24 protein-coding genes, 2 rRNA genes and 1 riboswitch (1 of these 27 running past the window's edge) are annotated in these 21,435 nt (G+C 46.7%); of the genes, 18 read left to right on the top strand and 8 right to left on the bottom strand.

Annotated features, from left to right (window positions below; translation table 11 throughout):
* Window positions 1-8 precede the first annotated feature (8 nt).
* From QRX25_RS14590 to QRX25_RS14560, 7 genes are all read left to right on the top strand, one after another.
* On the top strand, window positions 9-1,592 hold the full coding sequence (locus QRX25_RS14590; protein ID WP_249199251.1) for a BppU family phage baseplate upper protein: 1,584 nt from the start codon (window positions 9-11) through the stop codon (window positions 1,590-1,592).
* The gene (locus QRX25_RS14585; RefSeq protein ID WP_373925720.1) at window positions 1,592-1,891 is read left to right on the top strand and encodes a YomQ N-terminal domain-containing protein; all 300 of its coding nucleotides are present in this window, start codon (window positions 1,592-1,594) and stop codon (window positions 1,889-1,891) included. Before QRX25_RS14590 ends, QRX25_RS14585 begins: the two co-directional genes overlap by 1 nt.
* Before the next feature lies 1 nt (window position 1,892).
* Window positions 1,893-2,093 (top strand): XkdX family protein, encoded by a 201-nt coding sequence (locus QRX25_RS14580; RefSeq protein ID WP_212098844.1) that lies wholly within the window; start codon window positions 1,893-1,895, stop codon window positions 2,091-2,093.
* A 3-nt stretch (window positions 2,094-2,096) separates the two neighbouring features.
* On the top strand, window positions 2,097-2,306 hold the full coding sequence (locus QRX25_RS14575; protein WP_045509347.1) for a BhlA/UviB family holin-like peptide: 210 nt from the start codon (window positions 2,097-2,099) through the stop codon (window positions 2,304-2,306).
* 70 nt (window positions 2,307-2,376) lie between these two features.
* Window positions 2,377-3,315, top strand: coding sequence for an N-acetylmuramoyl-L-alanine amidase (locus QRX25_RS14570; protein ID WP_212098843.1), 939 nt, complete (start codon window positions 2,377-2,379; stop codon window positions 3,313-3,315).
* A 21-nt stretch (window positions 3,316-3,336) separates the two neighbouring features.
* Window positions 3,337-3,594: a holin gene (locus QRX25_RS14565; protein ID WP_212098841.1), complete on the top strand. Its 258-nt coding sequence runs from the start codon at window positions 3,337-3,339 to the stop codon at window positions 3,592-3,594.
* A 116-nt stretch (window positions 3,595-3,710) separates the two neighbouring features.
* Complete coding sequence (locus QRX25_RS14560; protein ID WP_212098839.1) at window positions 3,711-4,013, top strand: hypothetical protein; 303 nt, start codon at window positions 3,711-3,713, stop codon at window positions 4,011-4,013.
* Window positions 4,014-4,028: 15 nt separating this feature from the next.
* Here QRX25_RS14560 and QRX25_RS14555 read toward each other — a convergent pair whose 3' ends face one another.
* Together QRX25_RS14555 and QRX25_RS14550 are read right to left on the bottom strand one after the other, a co-directional pair.
* Complete coding sequence (locus QRX25_RS14555) at window positions 4,029-4,364, bottom strand: YolD-like family protein (protein WP_212098837.1); 336 nt, start codon at window positions 4,362-4,364, stop codon at window positions 4,029-4,031.
* A 45-nt stretch (window positions 4,365-4,409) separates the two neighbouring features.
* Window positions 4,410-4,622, bottom strand: a complete 213-nt coding sequence (locus QRX25_RS14550; protein WP_029973246.1) for a helix-turn-helix domain-containing protein — start codon at window positions 4,620-4,622, stop codon at window positions 4,410-4,412.
* A gap of 160 nt (window positions 4,623-4,782) precedes the next feature.
* Between QRX25_RS14550 and QRX25_RS14545 the strand changes: the two genes are divergently transcribed.
* Both QRX25_RS14545 and QRX25_RS14540 read left to right on the top strand, forming a co-directional pair.
* Entirely contained in the window at window positions 4,783-5,595 is an 813-nt protein-coding gene (locus QRX25_RS14545; protein ID WP_212098835.1) for a helix-turn-helix domain-containing protein, read from the top strand.
* A gap of 283 nt (window positions 5,596-5,878) precedes the next feature.
* A complete protein-coding gene (locus tag QRX25_RS14540; RefSeq protein WP_212098833.1) occupies window positions 5,879-6,199 on the top strand; it encodes a YjcN family protein in 321 nt (106 codons plus the stop codon).
* Window positions 6,200-6,258: 59 nt separating this feature from the next.
* On the opposite strand, the gene QRX25_RS14535 is transcribed toward QRX25_RS14540, so the two are convergent.
* A complete protein-coding gene (locus tag QRX25_RS14535) occupies window positions 6,259-6,900 on the bottom strand; it encodes a cupin domain-containing protein (RefSeq protein WP_212098830.1) in 642 nt (213 codons plus the stop codon).
* Between the two features lie 218 nt (window positions 6,901-7,118).
* Between QRX25_RS14535 and hmpA the strand changes: the two genes are divergently transcribed.
* Window positions 7,119-8,294 (top strand): NO-inducible flavohemoprotein, encoded by a 1,176-nt coding sequence (gene hmpA / locus QRX25_RS14530; RefSeq protein WP_212098827.1) that lies wholly within the window; start codon window positions 7,119-7,121, stop codon window positions 8,292-8,294.
* A 139-nt stretch (window positions 8,295-8,433) separates the two neighbouring features.
* Window positions 8,434-9,279 carry a glucosaminidase domain-containing protein gene (locus QRX25_RS14525; protein ID WP_065982161.1) on the top strand — a complete coding sequence of 282 codons (846 nt, stop codon included), beginning with the start codon at window positions 8,434-8,436 and terminating at the stop codon, window positions 9,277-9,279.
* A gap of 24 nt (window positions 9,280-9,303) precedes the next feature.
* Here the strand turns inward: QRX25_RS14525 and ktrA are convergent, their stop codons facing one another.
* The 3 genes from ktrA to gbsR all read right to left on the bottom strand — a co-directional run bounded on the left by ktrA (window position 9,304) and on the right by gbsR (window position 11,402).
* A complete protein-coding gene (gene ktrA, locus QRX25_RS14520) occupies window positions 9,304-9,972 on the bottom strand; it encodes a potassium uptake protein KtrA (RefSeq protein WP_115998337.1) in 669 nt (222 codons plus the stop codon).
* A 162-nt stretch (window positions 9,973-10,134) separates the two neighbouring features.
* A complete protein-coding gene (bslA, locus tag QRX25_RS14515; RefSeq protein ID WP_065982911.1) occupies window positions 10,135-10,674 on the bottom strand; it encodes a biofilm surface layer hydrophobin BslA in 540 nt (179 codons plus the stop codon).
* Window positions 10,675-10,841: 167 nt separating this feature from the next.
* Window positions 10,842-11,402, bottom strand: coding sequence for a transcriptional regulator GbsR (gene gbsR, locus QRX25_RS14510; protein ID WP_045509640.1), 561 nt, complete (start codon window positions 11,400-11,402; stop codon window positions 10,842-10,844).
* A 200-nt stretch (window positions 11,403-11,602) separates the two neighbouring features.
* Between gbsR and betB the strand changes: the two genes are divergently transcribed.
* The 3 genes from betB (at window position 11,603) to QRX25_RS14495 (ending at window position 14,953) form a co-directional block, all read left to right on the top strand.
* Complete coding sequence (gene betB, locus QRX25_RS14505) at window positions 11,603-13,075, top strand: betaine-aldehyde dehydrogenase (protein ID WP_115998338.1); 1,473 nt, start codon at window positions 11,603-11,605, stop codon at window positions 13,073-13,075.
* A gap of 17 nt (window positions 13,076-13,092) precedes the next feature.
* Window positions 13,093-14,301 carry a choline dehydrogenase gene (gbsB, locus tag QRX25_RS14500; protein ID WP_115998339.1) on the top strand — a complete coding sequence of 403 codons (1,209 nt, stop codon included), beginning with the start codon at window positions 13,093-13,095 and terminating at the stop codon, window positions 14,299-14,301.
* A gap of 70 nt (window positions 14,302-14,371) precedes the next feature.
* A complete protein-coding gene (locus QRX25_RS14495) occupies window positions 14,372-14,953 on the top strand; it encodes an MOSC domain-containing protein (RefSeq protein ID WP_115998340.1) in 582 nt (193 codons plus the stop codon).
* 1 nt (window position 14,954) lies between these two features.
* Here QRX25_RS14495 and QRX25_RS14490 read toward each other — a convergent pair whose 3' ends face one another.
* Complete coding sequence (locus tag QRX25_RS14490; protein WP_115998341.1) at window positions 14,955-15,443, bottom strand: DinB family protein; 489 nt, start codon at window positions 15,441-15,443, stop codon at window positions 14,955-14,957.
* A 146-nt stretch (window positions 15,444-15,589) separates the two neighbouring features.
* Between QRX25_RS14490 and QRX25_RS14485 the strand changes: the two genes are divergently transcribed.
* Window positions 15,590-16,120: an NfeD family membrane protein gene (locus QRX25_RS14485; RefSeq protein ID WP_115998342.1), complete on the top strand. Its 531-nt coding sequence runs from the start codon at window positions 15,590-15,592 to the stop codon at window positions 16,118-16,120.
* Between the two features lie 19 nt (window positions 16,121-16,139).
* Window positions 16,140-17,669 (top strand): flotillin lipid rafts scaffold protein FloT, encoded by a 1,530-nt coding sequence (floT, locus tag QRX25_RS14480; RefSeq protein WP_065982155.1) that lies wholly within the window; start codon window positions 16,140-16,142, stop codon window positions 17,667-17,669.
* A gap of 31 nt (window positions 17,670-17,700) precedes the next feature.
* Here floT and thiT read toward each other — a convergent pair whose 3' ends face one another.
* The gene (gene thiT, locus QRX25_RS14475) at window positions 17,701-18,282 is read right to left on the bottom strand and encodes an energy-coupled thiamine transporter ThiT (protein WP_014470856.1); all 582 of its coding nucleotides are present in this window, start codon (window positions 18,280-18,282) and stop codon (window positions 17,701-17,703) included.
* 98 nt (window positions 18,283-18,380) lie between these two features.
* A riboswitch (TPP riboswitch) is annotated at window positions 18,381-18,481 on the bottom strand.
* A 365-nt stretch (window positions 18,482-18,846) separates the two neighbouring features.
* Between thiT and QRX25_RS14470 the strand changes: the two genes are divergently transcribed.
* Window positions 18,847-20,396, top strand: a 16S ribosomal RNA gene (locus tag QRX25_RS14470).
* A gap of 174 nt (window positions 20,397-20,570) precedes the next feature.
* Window positions 20,571-21,435: ribosomal RNA gene (locus tag QRX25_RS14465) — 23S ribosomal RNA — on the top strand (it continues 2,065 nt past the right edge of the window).
* The 16S and 23S rRNA genes sit together here, the layout of an rRNA operon.

Raw genomic sequence — 21,435 nt, 5'->3', positions numbered from 1 at the left:
GTTTTGCAGTGATATACAATAACGCACCAATTGCGTTTGAGGTGACGAGCCGGACTAAAACGAATATAAAAACTGCCATACAGTTCAGCACGCAAGACATCGATACGTCGCGTTTGATCTTCTCGTTAACAAAGGACGGCGTTCCATTGCCTTTGTCTGCTGTTACCGGAAAGCTGGTCATGTTTATGGCGGACGGCAGCCGGTTCATAAGAAGCGTAGAGATCACGGATAAAGTCGAAGGCATTGCGCAGCACATTTTAACGGCCGAAGAGATCCGACATAGCGGCGATGTGCAGGCGGAACTTTATCTTTATTACGCGAATAAGCAGGCACTTTCCGTCCATAAGTTTTCGTTTACTATCGACAAGGCGCTGATTGATACGGACATCGTACCATTGGCGGAATACTACGTCGATGACTTCGAAGAGCTGCGCCAACAAATCAACGACTTATACGACGAAGTGGTCGAAACAGTCGAAGAGCTGCGCAAGAAATTCGAAGACCTTGAAAATATTGAAACGAAAGAAGGGGCGCAAGCAAAAGCGGATGCTGCGGAAAAGAATGCGAAGGCATATACGGACACTCATACGAAAAGGACGGACAATCCGCATAGTGTAACGAAATCGCAAATCGGTCTGGGAAACGTTGAGAATGTGAAGCAGGAGACGCCGGACGGTGCGCAGGAAAAAGCAGATAAGGCCTTGACCGATAGCAAAGCGTATACCGACGAACACGCAGCTCGGACTGATAATCCACACGCAGTGACGAAGGAGCAGATCGGGCTTAGTAACGTCGACAACGTTAAGCAGGCGCCTCTCGACCAATTCCGGGCCCATGATTCCAATAGCATTCGTCATACTTCGCAGGTTGAGAAGGACAAGTGGAACGGTTCGCAGTTGTTTAAATTGACGCAAGATACTGGCGCGGCAAAGTACATGACTGGCGTCGATTTTAATACGGTGACAGATACCGGCTTCTATTATATGAGCGGTGCAACGATGGCATTAAACGCCCCAGTAAATAACAACGGATATCTTATCGTCAATAACTACAGCACGTACGCATATCAGGAATACACGTCCTATAGCAGTAACGATTCGACGTTTTCGGGCCGGCGGAAATTTATGCGTAATAAGGTTGCGAGTTCGGATTCATGGACGTCGTGGCGCGAGCTCGAATCGGTAGAAGGGGCGCAATCAAAGGTAGATGCTCACGCTAACAGAACGGACATTCACGTTGTGCAGGCGGATAAAGACAAGTGGAACAGTCCGTGGGTTGCGACGTGGAATAACGTTACCTTGATTAACGGAGCACAGCAAAACACCGGATATCCGTTCAAGTTTTCCGTTGCGAATAACGAAATTAAACTGCGAGGCACATTCGGCTCGCTCCCGGCCGCCGGTACGACGGTAGCGAAATTCACGTATAAGCCGACGCAGCTCGTAGACTTCGTCGTTCCTACGATTGGATCCTACGGGACGGCGCGGTTCGCATTTACGACGGACGGCGAATTACGGTTTGACGGTCTTTCCGCAACCGACTCGGCGAGTGTTACGCGAGTATCTTTTAATATCGGGATTCCACTATGGTAATGGAGGCGATGAACGTGCACGTTCTTTTCTACGATGAGAATTTCAAATATGATGGCGAAGCGGATATTGAAATAAATACGGAGGCAGGCGAGAAACTTCCTCTAAATTGCACAACGGCGTTAATCCCTGCCGGATTATACGATCCGAAATATGATCCTAAAAAGGGCGTTTGGGTTGAGGCGGCAACACAAGATTATATCGACAGTGTAAAACCCCCTGCACCAAAACCGAGCGAAATTGAAGTCCTGTCTCAACAGGTCGCGGATCTATACTATCTAATTGCGATGGGAGGCTCATAATATGATAGATTGGTTCACGTATATCAAAGGGTTTTACGAAACGGGTCGATGGACGAAAAAACAAGTTTATGATGTCGTTGCGGTTGGCCGCATCACGCCGGAACAATACGAAGAGATTACCGGCGAACCGTACGATCCCAACGCGCCTCCCAGCGAAGACTCTACCGGAAGTAACGAAAAAGTGAGCGGACAGGGGGCGTAGTTATTGAGCGGGGGCGAATTAGACGTACTCAAATATTTTTTAACGCAGGGACCGTTCGCGGTCCTTTTTACGTGGCTGCTGATTTACGTCATGAAATCGAACCGTGAACGTGAATCGCGGCTACAAGACTTACTCGATAAGTTTAGCGATAAGTACGACGTCATCATCGATAAGATCGATAGGCTTGAGGAGAAGTTTCGCGGAAGAGAATAACGCAACACGCCCGTCAGGTGAGAGTCCCGGCGGGCTTTTTTAATACAAAAAACGAAAAGGGGACGATTTAATGGCGATTTCAGTACGTAAGAATTTAGTGTCAGAGGGTAAGTACACGATTAAGTGTCCGGATGCAATGGATGCGAAGTACATTACGTTCCACAATACGGCCAACGACGCATCAGCGGATGCAGAGATTCGATATATGATAGGCAATTCTATCACAACGAGTTACCACTTTGCGGTAGACGATAAGGAAGTCGTTCAAGGCATTCCGACGAATCGCAACGCATTTCACTGCGGAGACGGAAGCGGTCCTAACTCCGGGAACCGTACGTCTATCGGTGTCGAAGTTTGCTACTCGAAATCAGGCGGCGAACGGTATGAAAAAGCCGAGGCGCTTGCGATCAAGTTCATCGCGCAATTACTGAAGGAACGCGGATGGGGAATCGATCGTCTACGCAAACACCAAGACTGGTCCGGTAAGTATTGTCCGCATCGTGTATTATCGGAAGGCCGTTGGGAAGCGGTGAAGGCGGCAATTGCTGCGGAACTTAAAGCACTTGGCGGCAAGGCTTCCGCAAGCAAGCCGGTCAAAACATCTGGATCGACATACACCGTTAAGAAAGGCGATACTTTGTCCGAAATTGCGGTGAAAACTGGCGTCAGTATGGCGAAGTTACAAGCATATAATGGGATTAAGAATGCGAATAAGATTACGGTCGGCCAAGTGTTAAAGTTGACGGGGGCGGCCGGCTCTTCTAAACCGTCATCCAGCGGTAAGAAATACGTTTACCTTCCGGCTTCTGCCGACTCATGGCGCATCTATCCGACCAACAAAGCGCCAGTCAAAGGGAACGAATGCGGCTTATTGCGCCCTAAGAAATTCGGCGGCCTGAAGTACGAGGTTCTCGGAAATCCGCAGACCGACGTGTACACGATCAAGACGGATCAGTTCGGAAAGGTAAACGTTTATGCTGCGAAGTCCACAGGCGCAACAGTAAAGTAAACGAAAAGGGAGACGATAATTATGGAAGAAGTATTAATTTTCGCGACAGTATTGGCGCCAATCTTAACGGCGCTCGTTCAACTCGTTAAGAAGACGATTAAGCTGCCGACGAATATTGTGCCGGCTCTCAGTTTCGTCATTGGTATCGGATTGGGCGCGATCGCCTACCCGTTTACGGACCTCGACTTGGTGCTGCGTTTGTGGGCCGGCGGGTTTGCGGGTCTGGCTGCGACAGGTCTTTTCGAAATCGGAACAAAGCGAGAGGGAACTACGAAATAAATTAATGGAACTTTATGCGGGTGCTTGCGTATGAAGACGTAGGCATCCGCGTTTACTATTGCGGAAAAAGATGGTCGGATAGTATAATTTAACTACGAATAGGGGAGGCGTGGAATTTGGTTAAATTTATTCAATACGTTGGATTTGCTATACTTGCAGTAGGTATTATCGCGTTTTTGTATCTTGGATTCGGATTAAAAACATATACGCCGGGATTGTCGGAAGGTTATACGTACGCTGAGCCACATCCGCTACGATGGATTTACGCCGCGGCTTCCTTTTTAGGGTCGGCCTTCTTTGGTAGCGTACTCATTGGATTGTCTCGTATTTTACATCACAAGGAATCCGATTCTAATTACATTAGAGAAATACAAAATGATCTCCGTTTGATGAAAGCGCGAGAGGGAATTACGAAATGATAAACAGCCCCGTCCTTAAACGGATGGGGCATTTTTTACGTTTATGATATCCGCAAACCTCACGAAATTAGTATCGCCATTACCGTCCTTCACACGAAATTCCTTCCGTATGTGGTCCACGTAATGCACTGCGCCGGTTATCTCACGTATGTATCCGTCGTCATAAATCTCGAACGACAAATCTGCGCCAACCTCCATAGATTGTGCGACCGTCACTTCCATATCTTCGATCTGTTGCGAGTCCAGTTGTGGCTTCTCTACTTTTAGCCTCGCCTCGGCCAGTCGCTGAAATCCTTCACGTAATTCCGGCAAGATAAAACTCGAAGCCCACAGTTTGTTATCGCTAGTCATGCCGAACACTTCCGGATTTATTATATGCGAATATGTGTTCGGTTATCAATCGGAAATAATTTCTATGATCTCGCTGATGTCGTCGATTTCAAACGTATTCACGATTCGATCCAAGTGTTCGATTGAAATACGGACCACATGGTTCCGGGATAACTGCGAGATTGCTGCGGGACGGATTCCGACCTTTTCCGAAAACTCGCCTTGATTTAGCCCGTGCTTTTCCATTAACTTATCGATACGTAAAACCACTCGCCTCATACGTCAGCCTCCGTCTATTTTTATTTTATTATAATGCGCAAAACACTTTTCGTAAATACGTAAAAAAGAAATTTACGCAAAAACGTAATTTTTGATTGACGCCTATATACGCTTATGCGTAAAATACGTATTAACAAATATACGTAAAGGCGGAAGTGTTATGCATTATTTAACGGAGCATCAGACGTTTGATTCAACGGCTGCCCTAAACGCGGCAGTCTACGAACACATCAAGCGCAATACATACGATCTCAACGAAACCGACCGTCAAGCGCTGAAGAAGATCGCCCGGTATGCGGTCAAGTTTAGCGGGGCGGCTCACCTGAAGGCGGAAACGTTGGCGGATCTCATAGGTAAGTCCGTCAAGACTGCGCGCCGGGCCCTGAATAAATTGGCAACGCTCGGCATCGTTAAGAAAATCGCCACAACTCGGAAGATAAACGGAGGGAAGGGCGCGAATATAATCGTGATCCTGCCCGTAAATAGCGCCAGTGAAGCCGCCAATGACCAGTCGACAATGTCCAATCGCGGACAAGCTGAAAAGTCAACGGACACAACGGCCGCGGCACCAAAAACGAAAAACGAACCATCGGTTTCTATTAAGCGTTCTAAAAACCAAAATAACGTATTAGATACGGCCACTGTACCGGCTGAAGCGTTAAAAGGCGCACTGCCTGACGAAATATTTAACGCGATGTCTCGCTACTTTGACGCAGACGATATTTATAAATACTACGGGATTTTACTTCGCGCTAAGGCAAGCGTAGACAGAGCGATCAGACTCGAAGAACATGCGGCGCCTTTCGTTGAAGCGTGGCACGCAATGATTATGAAAGCGAAATCACACGAAATTAGACGTTTCGACGATTACCTATACGCAGGGTTCCGGAAGGCGGCTTGGACGGTTAAGGCGCGGTTAAATCGTGGCGGATCGCTCATGGATCGGTTGAGGCAGGCGTTTGAAACAGCGTAACCCAGTTCGGACTTGCGGCGTAGTGCACATACATCGTATAATTGAATAAGAGACGATTGACTAAACGGTGACTAAACGTTGATACGCTTGACTTTCCGTAATGACTAACCGGTTGACTTACCGGAAATCAAATACGTGAAGCTGGCAGCGTAGAGGTCAGGGGTTCGAGCCCCCTTGGCTCCATACCTTTAAACCCTTATTCTATAAGGGTTTTTTTGTTTTTCAACCCTCTCCAGCAGCCTCTATATACTGCTCCATTACGAAATAAAGGAATCAGAGAAAAATGAAAAAGAAAATCCATCTTATATTATCTCTTTCAGCGGTACTGGCGCTTTTTTTAACGGCGCTTCCGGTTCTTTCTCCTGTCGTCTTCACGTCTGCTTCAAAAACAGGAGCAATCAGGCATGAAATTTATAAAAAAGGATATCCGTATCAAAGTTACTTTGCGATTCTTCATAAAGAAGAAGACGACAATGAGGCGGGGAATCTTTATTATGTAAATTGGTTCGATTGGAAAGATGAAACCGGACAGACGCCGCAATTATGTTATTCGAAAAAATCATCCGAAGGTATGTACAAAGTAAGCTGCGGAACCGGACCGTAATGTCAAAAGCCCTTCTCCAATGAGAAGGGCTTTTTCTGTCAAAGAGGGATGCGCCGCCCTTAATATCCCCAATATAACGGCTGAGGATAATATCGATACGGATCGTTCGGATAATGCGTATTTGGCTGATAAGGCTTATTCATATCGTAAATATCCGTGTTTTCAGATTGCCCGCAGTATTGATCCGGACCTATCACAGTCGATTTGCGGATCGGAGAAACGGCTTTTTCCCATTCATGCTCATTCAGACAATACGTATGCGCCATAACCTCAGGTGGCGTCAGACGGAGAATATCCGAGCCGTAAATCACTTCAGGCGTATGAGCGTCAAATATGGCTAAAAGATGGGTTTTGTCTGAAGTGGCGATCTCATAATGCCACCACCCCTGCGGAACATTCGCCACTTGTCCAGGGGTAATCGGGTAATTTTGTATTTTCTGGGTGAACGGATTCAGCATTGACACCGTTGCGGAACCCGAAATACAGTACACCAATTCAGCGGCGTTTTGATGGGTATGCGGTTCAATCACATTTGTCTTGCTCAGAAAGATATCTAATAATGAAATATTTTCAAGCGTGTTTAACTGTTTAATCCCCAATACATTGATAAAGTTCCGCTGATCTTTAGTAAAAAAACGGCTCTCATTCACATCGTAAGTGAACTGTGTATTAGGAGACGTGTAATCCATATAAGAAACCATGCGATCTCCTCTGCTTTCATCTTAAAACGTATATTTCCAAGTATATGTGTCCCTGTTTCAGCGGGTGAAGAAAAGGAACCAGAACCCATAAATTCCAAATTGAACACAATATTGTGACGGCTTTTTTAAAGATTCATTTTAGATATATCTTTTTTTCGAAATATCTCTTACTATAAAGATATATTAAAAATACATCTTTAGAAGGGTTGAGGATTAACATGCTGGATGAGAGAACGATAGACATCATCAAAAGCACAGTACCCGTATTAAAAACACATGGAGAAAACATCACCGGACGCTTTTATAACCTGATGTTTCAAGATCATCCCGAACTGTTAAATATGTTTAACCAAACTAACCAAAAGAAACAGACTCAGCGCGCGGCATTGGCAAATGCAGTCATTGCGGCTGCGGCGAATATTGATCAATTAGAGCAAATCATTCCGGCGGTCAGACAGATCGGCCATAAACACACAAGCATCGGGGTAAAGCCGGAACATTATCCGATTGTCGGAAAATATCTGCTTCTGGCGATTAAGGATGTGCTGCAGGATGCCGCAACTCCGGATATTATGCAGGCGTGGGAAAAAGCGTACGGCGTAATTGCGGAGGCTTTCATCGGCATTGAAAAAGATATGTACCATGAGGCCGGATGGCAGGGGTATAAAGAATTTACGGTTATAAAGAAAACGAAAGAAAGCAAAGATATCACATCATTTTATATTAAACCGAGTGACGGCTCTTCGCTTCCTGAATTTGAAGCGGGACAATATATCAGCATTAAAGTGCGCATTGCGGATTCTCCTTATACGCACATTCGCCAATACAGCCTGTCTGATGCTTCCCAAAAAGGCGAATATCGGATTTCTGTGAAAAAGGACGGAGCGGTTTCTTCTCATCTCCACAATGAAGTTCAAGAAGGAGATAAACTTGAAGTGAGCGCACCCGCCGGAGATTTCAAGCTGTCTTCCGCCGAAAAACCGGCTGTCCTTCTCAGTGCCGGTTCCGGAATCACGCCGATGATGAGCATGCTGAAAACAGCAGCCGAAAAACAGCCGGAGCGTTCCATTACTTTTATTCATGCCGCGAAAAACGGAGAGTACGCCGCGTTCCGTGAAGAGGCTGAGCAAGCTGCGGCGAACAATCCGAATCATAACGTCATTTATGTATACAGTGAGCCGTCAGAACAAGACCGCTCAGAAGACAAGCCTTTTTACAGCGGCCGGATTGATCAAAGCTTCTTAGAACAGCTTCACCTGAATCAAGATACTGAATTTTACTTGTGCGGCTCAGCATCGTTTATGACGCAGATGAAAGACATGATTCTTGCGCTCGGGTTTGATTCTGATTCCGTTCAATATGAATTGTTCGGCCCTCAGCTGAGCATGGCTTAATAAAAAGACTCCTATTTGGGGGTCTTTTTTATTTGCGAAATGTGTTCTTCCTCGGTCTTTTTCCCTATTTTATTGAAATTTTCATCAATGAACAGTAAAATTATAAATCTAGTGATTCCGGAATTAAAGGAAGGTTGATATGAAAAAGAAAGCTAAGACCAAAAGGGTGCTGGGATGCCTTTTTGCTGTATCTCTAATATTCGGATTATTTTTGATATCTATGGTGTTTTCGAAATTCATAGTGACGGAAGAAAAACCGCCAGAAGAAGTGGACGGGCAGCAGGTCTTTATTGACAGCCTTTCCGGGCATGCTCAGATTTTATATGAGAAATATCATGTCCTTCCGAGCATCACCCTCGCACAGGCCATTCTCGAATCGGATTGGGGGAACAGTGAGCTTGCGGGGAAAGCGCGCAATCTGTTCGGTGTAAAAGGTGATTATAAAGGAAAACACGTCACGATGAAAACGGATGAATTTGAAAAGGGAAAACGAAAAACGATTCGGGCAAAATTCCGTAAATACAACACGTTTTTTGAATCCATGGATGACCACGCCAAACTATTTGTTAACGGAACGTCTTGGAATAAAAAGAAGTATAAACCCGTCATAGAAGCGGACGATTATAAAACAGCGGCGGCTGCCCTTCAAAAATCCGGCTACGCCACAGACCCCGACTATGCGGAAAAAATTAAAGATGTCATTGAAACATATAACTTGAATGAATTTGACAAAATCAATGCCTCTCTTAAAGCAGTTGATATGAAAGGCGCCATCAAAGAACACGCCATTGAAGACGTATGGTCCAAGCCGTCGAAAGAGCAGCATTCTATTAAACTGGCATCGGCACAAAAGTTTACCGGCCAGCATATTAAAGTCGTATCCGAAAAGCAAAACGGAGAATCCGTCTGGTATCAATTTCAGGTAAAAGACGAGCTGATCGGCTGGGTTGACCAAACGGCCGTCCAGTTAAATGAAGAAACATAAAAAGCCGGCGGCCCGCCGGCTTTTTTACATTCCTTCAGTTTCAAATCTTTTAATATCACGTTTATGCCCCATCAGCACAAGGCAGTCACATTCGTGGATGACAGTCTCCGGAGAAGGGGTCAGCTGAATGTCTCCATTATGTTTCACGGCGAGAATGGTGCAGCCGAATCTGGCCCGGACGCCGAGCTCCAGAATGGATTTTAAATGCAGCTTTTTCGTGGCTGAAAGTTCCACGATGCTGTATTCATCTGACAAATCAATATAATTTAAGACGTTTTCATCCGAAAGGCTTTGCGCAATCCTCACACCCATATCCTTTTCCGGATGGATAATACGATCAGCGCCGATTTTTTCAAGCACTTTGTGATGATAATAATTTTGCGCTTTCACCCAAATATTAGGGATGTTCAGTTCCTTCAATAAGAGCGTCGTCAGCGTGCTTGCCTGAATGTTGGCGCCGATTGCCACGATGACATATTCAAAATTTCTGATTCCGAGCGAATGAAGCTCGCTTTCTTCCGTCGCATTCGCCCGCACGGCATGCGTGGCATAAGAGGAGTATGCGTTGACCCGCTCTTCGCTGATATCGATGGCCAGCACCTCATGCCCCATTTTAAAAAGCTCCTTGCAGATGCTTCCGCCGAAACGGCCGAGCCCGATGACGGCAAATTGTTTATTTTTGATTCTTCCCAATCCTCATAACTCCTTAAGAAACTGTTTTCGTCACTCCAAATACAACAAACAAGAATGTACTCCTGTTTCAAAGGTTTGTCAATGTGAGAGCCGGAAGAAAGAAAACAGCACAAAAAAAGACCGGCTGACAAGCGATGGGCTTGTGCCGGTCCGTTTCTGCAATTATTTGCAGTTGCAAGGCTGTGTCGGCGGTGTGCTGCGTTTTTGAACAACAATCGTGTCCTCAGCATAGAATTTAGAGCCGATGCTTAATGATTTATTTTCTGCGCGGAACTTATATGTACCTGCAGCAGGCAGCGTTTTATTATTAAGAGAAAGCTTAAATTCCGCCGCGCCGATTAAATCAATGTTTAACGGAAGTCTGACTGTTTTGCCGTTATTCAGAATCTGTCTTTCACGCAAAGCATGCCCGTTTACTGTATCTTTTGTTGTAGCCGTAAATCCGCTTGGAAGGGTAAATTCCATAACGCCTAAGCTCAGAATCGTGTTCGGGCGGTACGTCAATTCGATATCAGAAAATGACCATTCCTGCTGGCTGGCACCTGTATATTTTGCAAATAATGTAGCAGTCGCCTTTGTGGACATTTCCGGCTCGTGAACGTTTGAACTTGACTCAGCGGCGAATGACGCTGTCGGCAGAGAAAGAAGTAAAACCAAGCCGAATAAACTTGCCATGACAGTTGAGAAAAACTTGTGTTTCATTTTCATAAATCCCCCTAAAAAAAATTTGCTGATTGTTCTTAAAAAAGAACGATCATACCTATAAAAATTTACCATCAATTTTAATGGAAGTAAATGGGGTTATCTTCCTATGTTTTCCCGAAAATAATCAAATCACGTCGAAAAATGACGAAGAAAAAAACGCCTGGTTACGATTCAGGCGTTTTTTCTTCCGTCTCTATCGGAATAAATTTAAAAATCTCTCCGCTCTGCACCGATTCGGCGAGCCGCTTCAGCCAATGATAATAGGCTTTTGAGCTTTCAAGCTGATCATATAACCGGCGTGCTTCTTCCCGTAATTCCGCGCTGCCTTCCTCTGCCAGCAAAACAGCCTGCAAATCCGCCTGGGCCTGTACGATGGCGGACAGATTCACCTGAACTTCCCGATCCCATTTCGGCGGGAAGAAATTCGTGAAAAATGTAAAGAAATCCTTTTCCGCTACAAACGTATGCTTCCGTGTGCCGCGGTGAAAGGTTTTTTTGACCACATTTAAATCCTGCAGTTTTTTGACGCCGGTGCTCATACTCGGTTTGCTCATCTGCAGTTCCTCACGCATTTCGTCAAGCGTCATTTCATCTCTCATATACATTGTTCCGTATAAAATCCCGACACTCCGGGTGATTCCGTAAAGATCCATCGTCTCGGCAATGGAATCAATGACAAGATCCCTTGCTTGTTCTATAGCTGCGAATTCTGGATTTTCATCCATACTGTCCCTCTTTTCCTCTCAAAGATTAAATTTGTTAAGTCATTTCTTTATGTTCTTAATCTTAACGAATCATGACAAAATGTCAAAACCTAAACGGACAAGCCCGGTTTTGACAGGTCAAAAAACATATGTTAAATTAAAATTGTTAAAAACATTAAATTTTTATTTAACAAACTTACTTTTCGGTAAGGAGGACTCTTATGAGCAAAACGCTTTATATCGGCGGTGAATGGATCAGTGCAGAAAAAAAGCAGACCCGCCGTATCATCAATCCATTTAATCAAGAAGAAATTGCAACGGTATGTGAAGGAGACCGGGACGATGCGGTGAAAGCCATCGCCGCAGCCAGAAAAGCATTTGATGAAGGGGAGTGGCCGGTGCTTTCCGGGCTGGAACGCGGACAGTTTGTTCTGAAAATTGCGGAATTAATCAGACGTGATCTGAACGAATTAGCTGAGCTGGAATCGCTTGATACAGGAAAAACAATCGAAGAAAGCAAAGCCGATATGGATGATATCGCAAATGTATTTCAGTATTATGCCGGTTTGGCGGATAAAGACGGGGGCGAGGTCATTTCATCTCCGATTCCTGATTCCGTAAGTAAAATCGTCAGAGAGCCCATCGGCGTATGCGGACAAATTACGCCGTGGAACTATCCGCTCCTTCAGGCGAGCTGGAAAATCGCTCCTGCTCTTGCGGCCGGAAATACGATCGTTTTAAAGCCGAGCGAGATTACTCCGCTGACAACCATTAAAGTCTTTCAATTAATAGAAGAAGCCGGTATTCCAAAAGGAGTCGCCAATCTTGTGCTTGGACCGGGCGCCTCTGTCGGTGACGAGCTGGCGAGAAACCTAGACGTCGATTTAGTGTCCTTTACGGGCGGAATTGAAACAGGCAAAAAAATTATGCAGGCGGCAAGCGGCAACGTGAAAAAGATCGCTCTGGAGCTTGGCGGCAAGAATCCGAATATCGTGTTCCAAGACGCTGATCTTGAAACAGCTGCAGATCAAGCGCTGAACGCCGTGTTTTTCCATGCCGGCCAGGTTTGTTCGGCAGGCTCCCGGCTTTTAGTGGATGAAGCGATTCATGATGAATTTTTAGCCGAGCTGATCAAGCGTACGAAACGCATCAAATTAGGAAACGGTTTTCATGAAGATACGGAAAGCGGTCCGCTGATTTCCGCCGAGCATCGGGCCAAAGTTGAAAAATACGTAGAAATCGGAATCGAAGAAGGGGCAAAACTGGAAACAGGCGGCAAACGTCCTGATGATCCCGCCCTTCAAAACGGTTTTTTCTATGAACCTACTATTTTTTCAAACTGCAAGTCTGATATGCGGATTGTCCAGGAGGAGATCTTCGGTCCCGTTTTAACAGTCGAGTCATTTTCTTCTGAAGAAGAAGTGATCAGACTTGCCAACGATACCATTTACGGGCTGGCCGGAGCGGTATGGTCAAAGGATATTGAAAAATGCGAACGAGTAGCCCAAAAACTGCGGATGGGAACGGTATGGATCAATGATTTCCACCCGTATTTCGCGCAAGCGCCGTGGGGCGGGTACAAACAATCGGGCTTCGGCCGCGAACTCGGCAAAATCGGCTTGGAAGAATACACGGAAGTCAAACATATTTACCGCAACACAAAACCTGCAGCGGTTAACTGGTTTAAAGCATAATAAGGAGGAGATACAATATGACATTAAATATGAAAGTAGAAAGCATGCATAAATTCCATACATTTGAAATCCCGACAGTTATTAAACACGGAATCGGCGCAATTCAGCACGCGGGAAGAGAAGTCAGAGCGCTTGGCGTCACAAAAGCGCTGCTCGTAACAGACCCCGGAATTTATAACGCGGGAGTGGCAAATCCGGTCATTGAATCCTTGCAGGAAGCGGGCATTGAAGTCGTCCTGTTTAACAAAGTGGAGCCGAATCCGCCTGTACGACTTGTGAACGAAGGATCTGAACTGTATAAAAAAGAAAACTGCAACGGTCTTGTGGCTGTCGGCGGCGGAAGCTCGATGGATACGGCGAAAGCGATCGGAGTAGAAGCGACACACGAAGGAAGCGTGCTTGATTATGAAGCCGCGGAAGGCAAAAAACCGCTGGAAAACCGTATTCCTCCGCTGACAACGATCCCGACGACTGCAGGAACAGGTTCAGAGGTTACGCAATGGGCGGTCATTACAGACGAGGAAAGAGAATTTAAATTCAATACGGGCGGACCGCTTATCGCCGCGCATTTAACGGTCATAGATCCTGAGCTTCACACATCTATGCCTCCGCATGTGACGGCCATGACAGGTATTGATGCCCTCGCGCATGCCATCGAGTGCTATACGATGAAATTCGCGCAGCCGATCACTGATGCCGTGGCTTTAATGGCCATTGAATATGCGGCGCATTATATTAAGCGCGCGTTTGCGGACGGAGAGGATTTGGAGGCGAGATACGGCATGGCGCAGGCGGCGATGCTTGCCGGACTTTCATACGGCAGTGAATCAGCAGGCGCGGCGCATGCGATGAGCCAGACGCTCGGCGGCATCATCCCTGTCGCTCACGGGCAATGCGTCGCAGCTATGATGGGGCCGGTAATGGAATACAACTGGAAAGGATATCCGGATAAATTCGCCCGCATCGCCCAAGCATTCGGAATCGATACAAGCAAAATGACTACCGAAGAAGCGGCCAAAGCGTCCGTTAATTGGATGTACGACCTTGTAAAAGATTTAGAGGTGCCGAGTTTAGAAGAACAAGGCGTATCTCCGGATATGATTGAGCGCTTATCAAAAGAAGCGATGAAAGATCCGCAAACATTCGGAAATCCAAGAGATTTGAATGAGAAAGCATACAACTGGATTTACAAACGCTGCTTTGACTTAACACCGAAAACAGTATAATAAATGAACCCCGCTCCTTTACAGAGCGGGGTTTTTTAAGGATAATGTCAAGAAAAAGGCGGTGATGATTGTGTGGAAGCGCATAACGGCAAAGACGGAAGGCGTATATATAGCGGATACGGAACAATTTGTTACCAAAAAGATGGACAAGCTTCGGGCGGAATACGGCGGGTTTCCAGGTGACCTGCATTTCGGACTGACGAAAAAAGCCGGCGCGCGTGAGCCGATGTATAAAAGAGGAACGGAAATTTTTAACCGGAGACAAATTTCAATCGTGTCCATGGAGGAATGTGATGACATTGCGGAGGCGATGGGGATTTCTCATATCTTTCCCGAATGGCTCGGCGCGAATATCGCAATCAGCGGTTTTTCTGCACTAACGTCGCTTAAAGAAGGAAGCAGAATCATATTTCCAAGCGGTGCGTCTCTGTTGTGCGAGGGGGAAAATGACCCGTGCATTCAGCCGGGAGAAGTCATTCAATCCTTTTATCCGGATCAGCCAAAACTCGCTGCGGCGTTTGTAAGGCGCGCGATAGGCAGAAGAGGGATTGTCTGTATTGTTGAACGGCCGGGGGACATATGCACGGGTGATCCGGTCGACATTCATTCTTATGAACCGAAACGCGTCAAGAAAAAAATCGAGAAGGTCTGACTCAGACCTTCTCGATTTTTTGTTTGATTTCTTCTATTTGATTGATGTGACGCATTTCGTGATGACCGATAAAATCAATCCACTGGCGGATTGTCAGTTCTTGAAAAACGGGATGCGGAAGCACACGTTCAAAGTCTTCCTCGTTTAATGATGAAATAACGGCGGTCAGCTGCTGTCTTGCCGTATCTAATTCTTGTTTTGCTTCAATGACTGATATGCGTTTTTGTTCAGGTTCGAGGTGTGACGGAGCCGGCCGTTTATTTGTTCTGTCCTCGATAAACTCCATCGGTTTTTCTTCAATTTCTTTTAACGGTGCGTCTTTTGCATGCTTTGATAAAAGAGTCTGTGCTGTTTCGTCAATTTTCTTTAAATGGTCAAGCACTTCCCGGATGCTCCACTCATCAGCTGCGGGCTTTTGGTTGAATTCCTCATCAGAGAGTCCTTTCAGTTCTTCCCAGGTCTGCTGTCTGGCTTCATTAAAAATGCTCATCCTATCTCCTCCTCAGGAGTAAACATACCATATCCGCCTTGGATAATCATGTAATCAGCCTCAATTGTTAGAAAATTGAAACCATTCTCCTTTCCGCCCGTATATAAAGTAACACTCCGACATCCCGGCCGAAAGGAGGGCAGTATATGGACATATTTCATCTGCCGCTTGAAACGATCTATCTTTACACACTGATTATTGCGGGGAGCCTCACGCTTTTGATTCTGTTTTTTCAAGATGTTTTTCACGGCCTCTCGGAAGCCATTCCATTTTCATTTTTAAATCCAACGTTGATATTGTCGTTTTTGACAATCTTTTCAGCCTCAGGTTACATCGGCGAAATCGCCGCTCCGCTTTCAATTCCTGTCATTGCATTACTTTCATTTGCTCTTTCAATTCTTTTGGTCAGCCTGCTTCACTTCTTCGTCCTTGTGCCGCTTTCATCAGCGGAAGAATCACTCGTTTACCGGGAGACGGATTTAAAGGGCAGAGTCGGCAGGGTCATTACTTCCGTTCCGAAAGACGGCTATGGAGAAGTGATAATAGAAGGAATCGGAGGCGCCATTTCTAAATCTGCGGTCAGCTTTGATCAAGAACAGATCAAGTACGGAACGGCCGTATTAGTCATTGACGTAAAAGACGGAGTGCTTTTTGTGACGCCACATGAACCAATCTGATTTCTAAGGAGGAACTAATATGACTATGCCGATTATCATCGTCATCGGAATCGTATTCTTTTTACTCATCGCACTTATTGCTGTATTTATTACGAAGTACCGGACGGCGGGGCCGGACGTAGCCCTCATCGTGACCGGGAGTTATTTGGGAAGTAAGAATGTCCACATTGATGAAGGCGGAAATCGCCTGAAAATCGTCCGGGGCGGAGGAACGTTCGTGCTGCCGGTTTTCCAGCAGGCGGAACCTCTCAGCTTACTGTCAAGCAAACTGGATGTCTCTACACCAGAGGTTTATACAGAACAAGGAGTGCCGGTAATGGCAGACGGCACCGCCATTATAAAAATCGGCGGCTCCATCGGTGAAATCGCAACAGCCGCTGAACAATTTTTAGGGAAATCTAAAGAAGACCGTGAACAGGAGGCGCGGGAAGTGCTTGAAGGCCATCTGCGTTCAATCCTCGGCTCTATGACTGTTGAAGAGATTTATAAAAACAGGGAAAAGTTTTCTCAGGAAGTCCAGCGGGTCGCGTCTCAGGATCTTGCTAAAATGGGACTGATCATCGTTTCCTTTACAATTAAAGATGTCCGCGATAAAAACGGCTATCTCGAATCATTAGGTAAGCCGAGAATTGCCCAAGTCAAGCGGGATGCGGACATTGCCACGGCAGAAGCGGATAAAGAGACGAGAATCAAACGCGCGGCGGCTGATAAAGACGCAAAAAAATCAGAGCTGGAGCGGGCGACGGAGATAGCTGAAGCGGAAAAAATCAATCAGTTGAAAATGGCGGAATACAGAAGAGAGCAGGACACAGCAAAAGCCAATGCCGACCAGGCATATGACCTCGAAACTGCAAAAGCCCGCCAGCAGGTGACAGAACAGGAAATGCAAATTAAAATTATTGAGCGGCAAAAGCAAATTGAGTTGGAAGAAAAAGAAATTCTGCGCCGTGAGCGCCAATATGACTCTGAAGTGAAGAAAAAGGCCGATGCTGACCGTTATTCGGTAGAACAAGCGGCCGCAGCCGCAAAAGCGAAGCAGCTCGCAGAAGCGGATGCCGAGCAATACAGTATCGAAGCGATGGCCAAGGCGGAAGCGGAACGCGTGAGAATTGACGGTCTTGCTAAAGCGGAGGCTGAAAAGGCGAGAGGGGAAACCGAAGCGGAAGTCATCCGCCTGAAAGGTCTCGCGGAAGCGGAAGCTAAAGAAAAAATAGCCGAAGCATTCGAAAAATACGGGCAGGCCGCAATCCTTGATATGATTGTGAACATGCTGCCTGAATATGCGAAGCAAGTCTCAGCTCCTCTTTCCAACATTGATAAAATTACCGTTGTTGATACGGGAGGAAGCGGTGAAAACGGCGGAGCAAATAAAGTCACAGGCTACGCAACCAATTTGATGGCCGGTCTTCAGGAAAGCCTGAAAGCATCTTCCGGAATCGATGTAAAAGAGCTTATTGAGAATTTTTCAGGCAAAGGAAACATAAAACAAAGCATAAATGAACTTACTAAAGAACTGAGAGATTCAAAAGAAGAACACAGTCCTGAATAAAAAAACAGCAGGCGTACACCCGCCTGCTGTTTCAGTTCGCCCGCTTGGATTCAAGAAGCCGAGGAGCCGTCATGAATAATAATATAAGGACAATGGCCGAAAGGATAAAAGAAGGAATCATATAAGTCGCGTTGTAGACGAGCGAATAAATCCAGACCGGCGTGCCTTTCGGAGCATAGCTTCCGAAAAAGACAGCTCCGGAAACCGTATGTGCCGCATATCGCAGCACACTGCCGATAAAAACGCCGCCTATAACATACGCAGTTAAGGCGCCTCTTTTTTTAGCTAATGCCGATTCGCGGACACCGGAAGCAAACAAGCCGCTGAAACCGAGAACCGCAAACGCCGCGATATAATCGAGAAATAGCTGCACCGGGTGCTGTAAAAATAAATTGCCGATGGCGATTTGGACAATCCCTGTTAAAAGGCCTGTCGTAAGTCCGGCTTTCACCCCCCAGCGGAATGAAATCAAAAAAATCGGAATCATCATGATAGAGACTGAACCGCCTTGGGGCATCCGGAGAAACATACCTGACACAATGTCCAGAATGACGGCCGCTCCAGTCATTATCGCTATTTCAATTAAGCGCACAAGCTGTGCTGAATGATTCATAGTTTTCCCCCTGGTCAGACAACCGTTCAAGGATAAACAAAAAAGCAGCGCGGGGAAGGATGGGAAAAGGTCCGAGCGCTGCTTACAAAACTGCAATTCATTTGGCTTTGCCACATCCCTACGCCAGCGTTAACTAACAGGTTCAAAGGGTCAGAACAAAACGTTCACTCTCAGCTTTAATGCTCCCCTTGTGGTCATCAAGTATTTAGTTCAATCTTACTATACAAGAAAATATGCCAAACCACAAGGAGCTTATCTTTCTATAGAAGAGAAGCGGAAATAAGTATGAAAGAAAATAAATGGTGACTTTTTTTAAAAAAACTATTGTCATATTTTCAAAAGGGTGTTATATTATTAAACGTCGCTGATGAACAGCAGACAACAACAAAAAGCTTCGAAAACAACTAGAAAAAAGTTGTTGACATATAAGAAGCTGAGTGGTAAGATAATAAAGCTGCTTCAACAAGCGGTAATGATCTTTGAAAACTAAACAAGACAAAACGTACCTGTTAATTCAAAGTTTTAAATAAATCGCACAGTGATGTGCGTAGTCAGTCAAACTATCTATCGGAGAGTTTGATCCTGGCTCAGGACGAACGCTGGCGGCGTGCCTAATACATGCAAGTCGAGCGGACAGATGGGAGCTTGCTCCCTGATGTTAGCGGCGGACGGGTGAGTAACACGTGGGTAACCTGCCTGTAAGACTGGGATAACTCCGGGAAACCGGGGCTAATACCGGATGCTTGTTTGAACCGCATGGTTCAGACATAAAAGGTGGCTTCGGCTACCACTTACAGATGGACCCGCGGCGCATTAGCTAGTTGGTGAGGTAACGGCTCACCAAGGCGACGATGCGTAGCCGACCTGAGAGGGTGATCGGCCACACTGGGACTGAGACACGGCCCAGACTCCTACGGGAGGCAGCAGTAGGGAATCTTCCGCAATGGACGAAAGTCTGACGGAGCAACGCCGCGTGAGTGATGAAGGTTTTCGGATCGTAAAGCTCTGTTGTTAGGGAAGAACAAGTGCCGTTCAAATAGGGCGGCACCTTGACGGTACCTAACCAGAAAGCCACGGCTAACTACGTGCCAGCAGCCGCGGTAATACGTAGGTGGCAAGCGTTGTCCGGAATTATTGGGCGTAAAGGGCTCGCAGGCGGTTTCTTAAGTCTGATGTGAAAGCCCCCGGCTCAACCGGGGAGGGTCATTGGAAACTGGGGAACTTGAGTGCAGAAGAGGAGAGTGGAATTCCACGTGTAGCGGTGAAATGCGTAGAGATGTGGAGGAACACCAGTGGCGAAGGCGACTCTCTGGTCTGTAACTGACGCTGAGGAGCGAAAGCGTGGGGAGCGAACAGGATTAGATACCCTGGTAGTCCACGCCGTAAACGATGAGTGCTAAGTGTTAGGGGGTTTCCGCCCCTTAGTGCTGCAGCTAACGCATTAAGCACTCCGCCTGGGGAGTACGGTCGCAAGACTGAAACTCAAAGGAATTGACGGGGGCCCGCACAAGCGGTGGAGCATGTGGTTTAATTCGAAGCAACGCGAAGAACCTTACCAGGTCTTGACATCCTCTGACAATCCTAGAGATAGGACGTCCCCTTCGGGGGCAGAGTGACAGGTGGTGCATGGTTGTCGTCAGCTCGTGTCGTGAGATGTTGGGTTAAGTCCCGCAACGAGCGCAACCCTTGATCTTAGTTGCCAGCATTCAGTTGGGCACTCTAAGGTGACTGCCGGTGACAAACCGGAGGAAGGTGGGGATGACGTCAAATCATCATGCCCCTTATGACCTGGGCTACACACGTGCTACAATGGGCAGAACAAAGGGCAGCGAGACCGCGAGGTTAAGCCAATCCCACAAATCTGTTCTCAGTTCGGATCGCAGTCTGCAACTCGACTGCGTGAAGCTGGAATCGCTAGTAATCGCGGATCAGCATGCCGCGGTGAATACGTTCCCGGGCCTTGTACACACCGCCCGTCACACCACGAGAGTTTGTAACACCCGAAGTCGGTGAGGTAACCTTTTTGGAGCCAGCCGCCGAAGGTGGGACAGATGATTGGGGTGAAGTCGTAACAAGGTAGCCGTATCGGAAGGTGCGGCTGGATCACCTCCTTTCTAAGGATTTTAACGGAATATAAGACCTTGGGTCTTATAAACAGAACGTTCCCTGTCTTGTTTAGTTTTGAAGGATCATTCGATTCTTCGAGATGTTGTTCTTTGAAAACTAGATAACAGAAGTAATTCACATTCAATTGTAATGCAAGATATCACGTAGTGATTCTTTTTAACGGTTAAGTTAGAAAGGGCGCACGGTGGATGCCTTGGCACTAGGAGCCGATGAAGGACGGGACGAACACCGATATGCTTCGGGGAGCTGTAAGCAAGCTTTGATCCGGAGATTTCCGAATGGGGAAACCCACCACTCGTAATGGAGTGGTATCCATATCTGAATACATAGGATATGAGAAGGCAGACCCGGGGAACTGAAACATCTAAGTACCCGGAGGAAGAGAAAGCAAATGCGATTCCCTGAGTAGCGGCGAGCGAAACGGGATCAGCCCAAACCAAGAGGCTTGCCTCTTGGGGTTGTAGGACACTCTGTACGGAGTTACAAAGGAACGAGGTAGATGAAGAGGTCTGGAAAGGCCCGCCATAGGAGGTAACAGCCCTGTAGTCAAAACTTCGTTCTCTCCTGAGTGGATCCTGAGTACGGCGGAACACGTGAAATTCCGTCGGAATCCGGGAGGACCATCTCCCAAGGCTAAATACTCCCTAGTGACCGATAGTGAACCAGTACCGTGAGGGAAAGGTGAAAAGCACCCCGGAAGGGGAGTGAAAGAGATCCTGAAACCGTGTGCCTACAAGTAGTCAGAGCCCGTTAACGGGTGATGGCGTGCCTTTTGTAGAATGAACCGGCGAGTTACGATCCCGTGCAAGGTTAAGCAGAAGATGCGGAGCCGCAGCGAAAGCGAGTCTGAATAGGGCGAATTGAGTACGTGGTCGTAGACCCGAAACCAGGTGATCTACCCATGTCCAGGGTGAAGTTCAGGTAACACTGAATGGAGGCCCGAACCCACGCACGTTGAAAAGTGCGGGGATGAGGTGTGGGTAGGGGTGAAATGCCAATCGAACCTGGAGATAGCTGGTTCTCTCC

It is taken from the genome of Bacillus sp. L381, assembly GCF_030284525.1.
Classification (GTDB): domain Bacteria; phylum Bacillota; class Bacilli; order Bacillales; family Bacillaceae; genus Bacillus; species Bacillus amyloliquefaciens.
The sequence above is the reverse complement of the archived record's forward strand: the minus strand, read 5'-3'. Positions and strand labels throughout refer to the sequence as shown.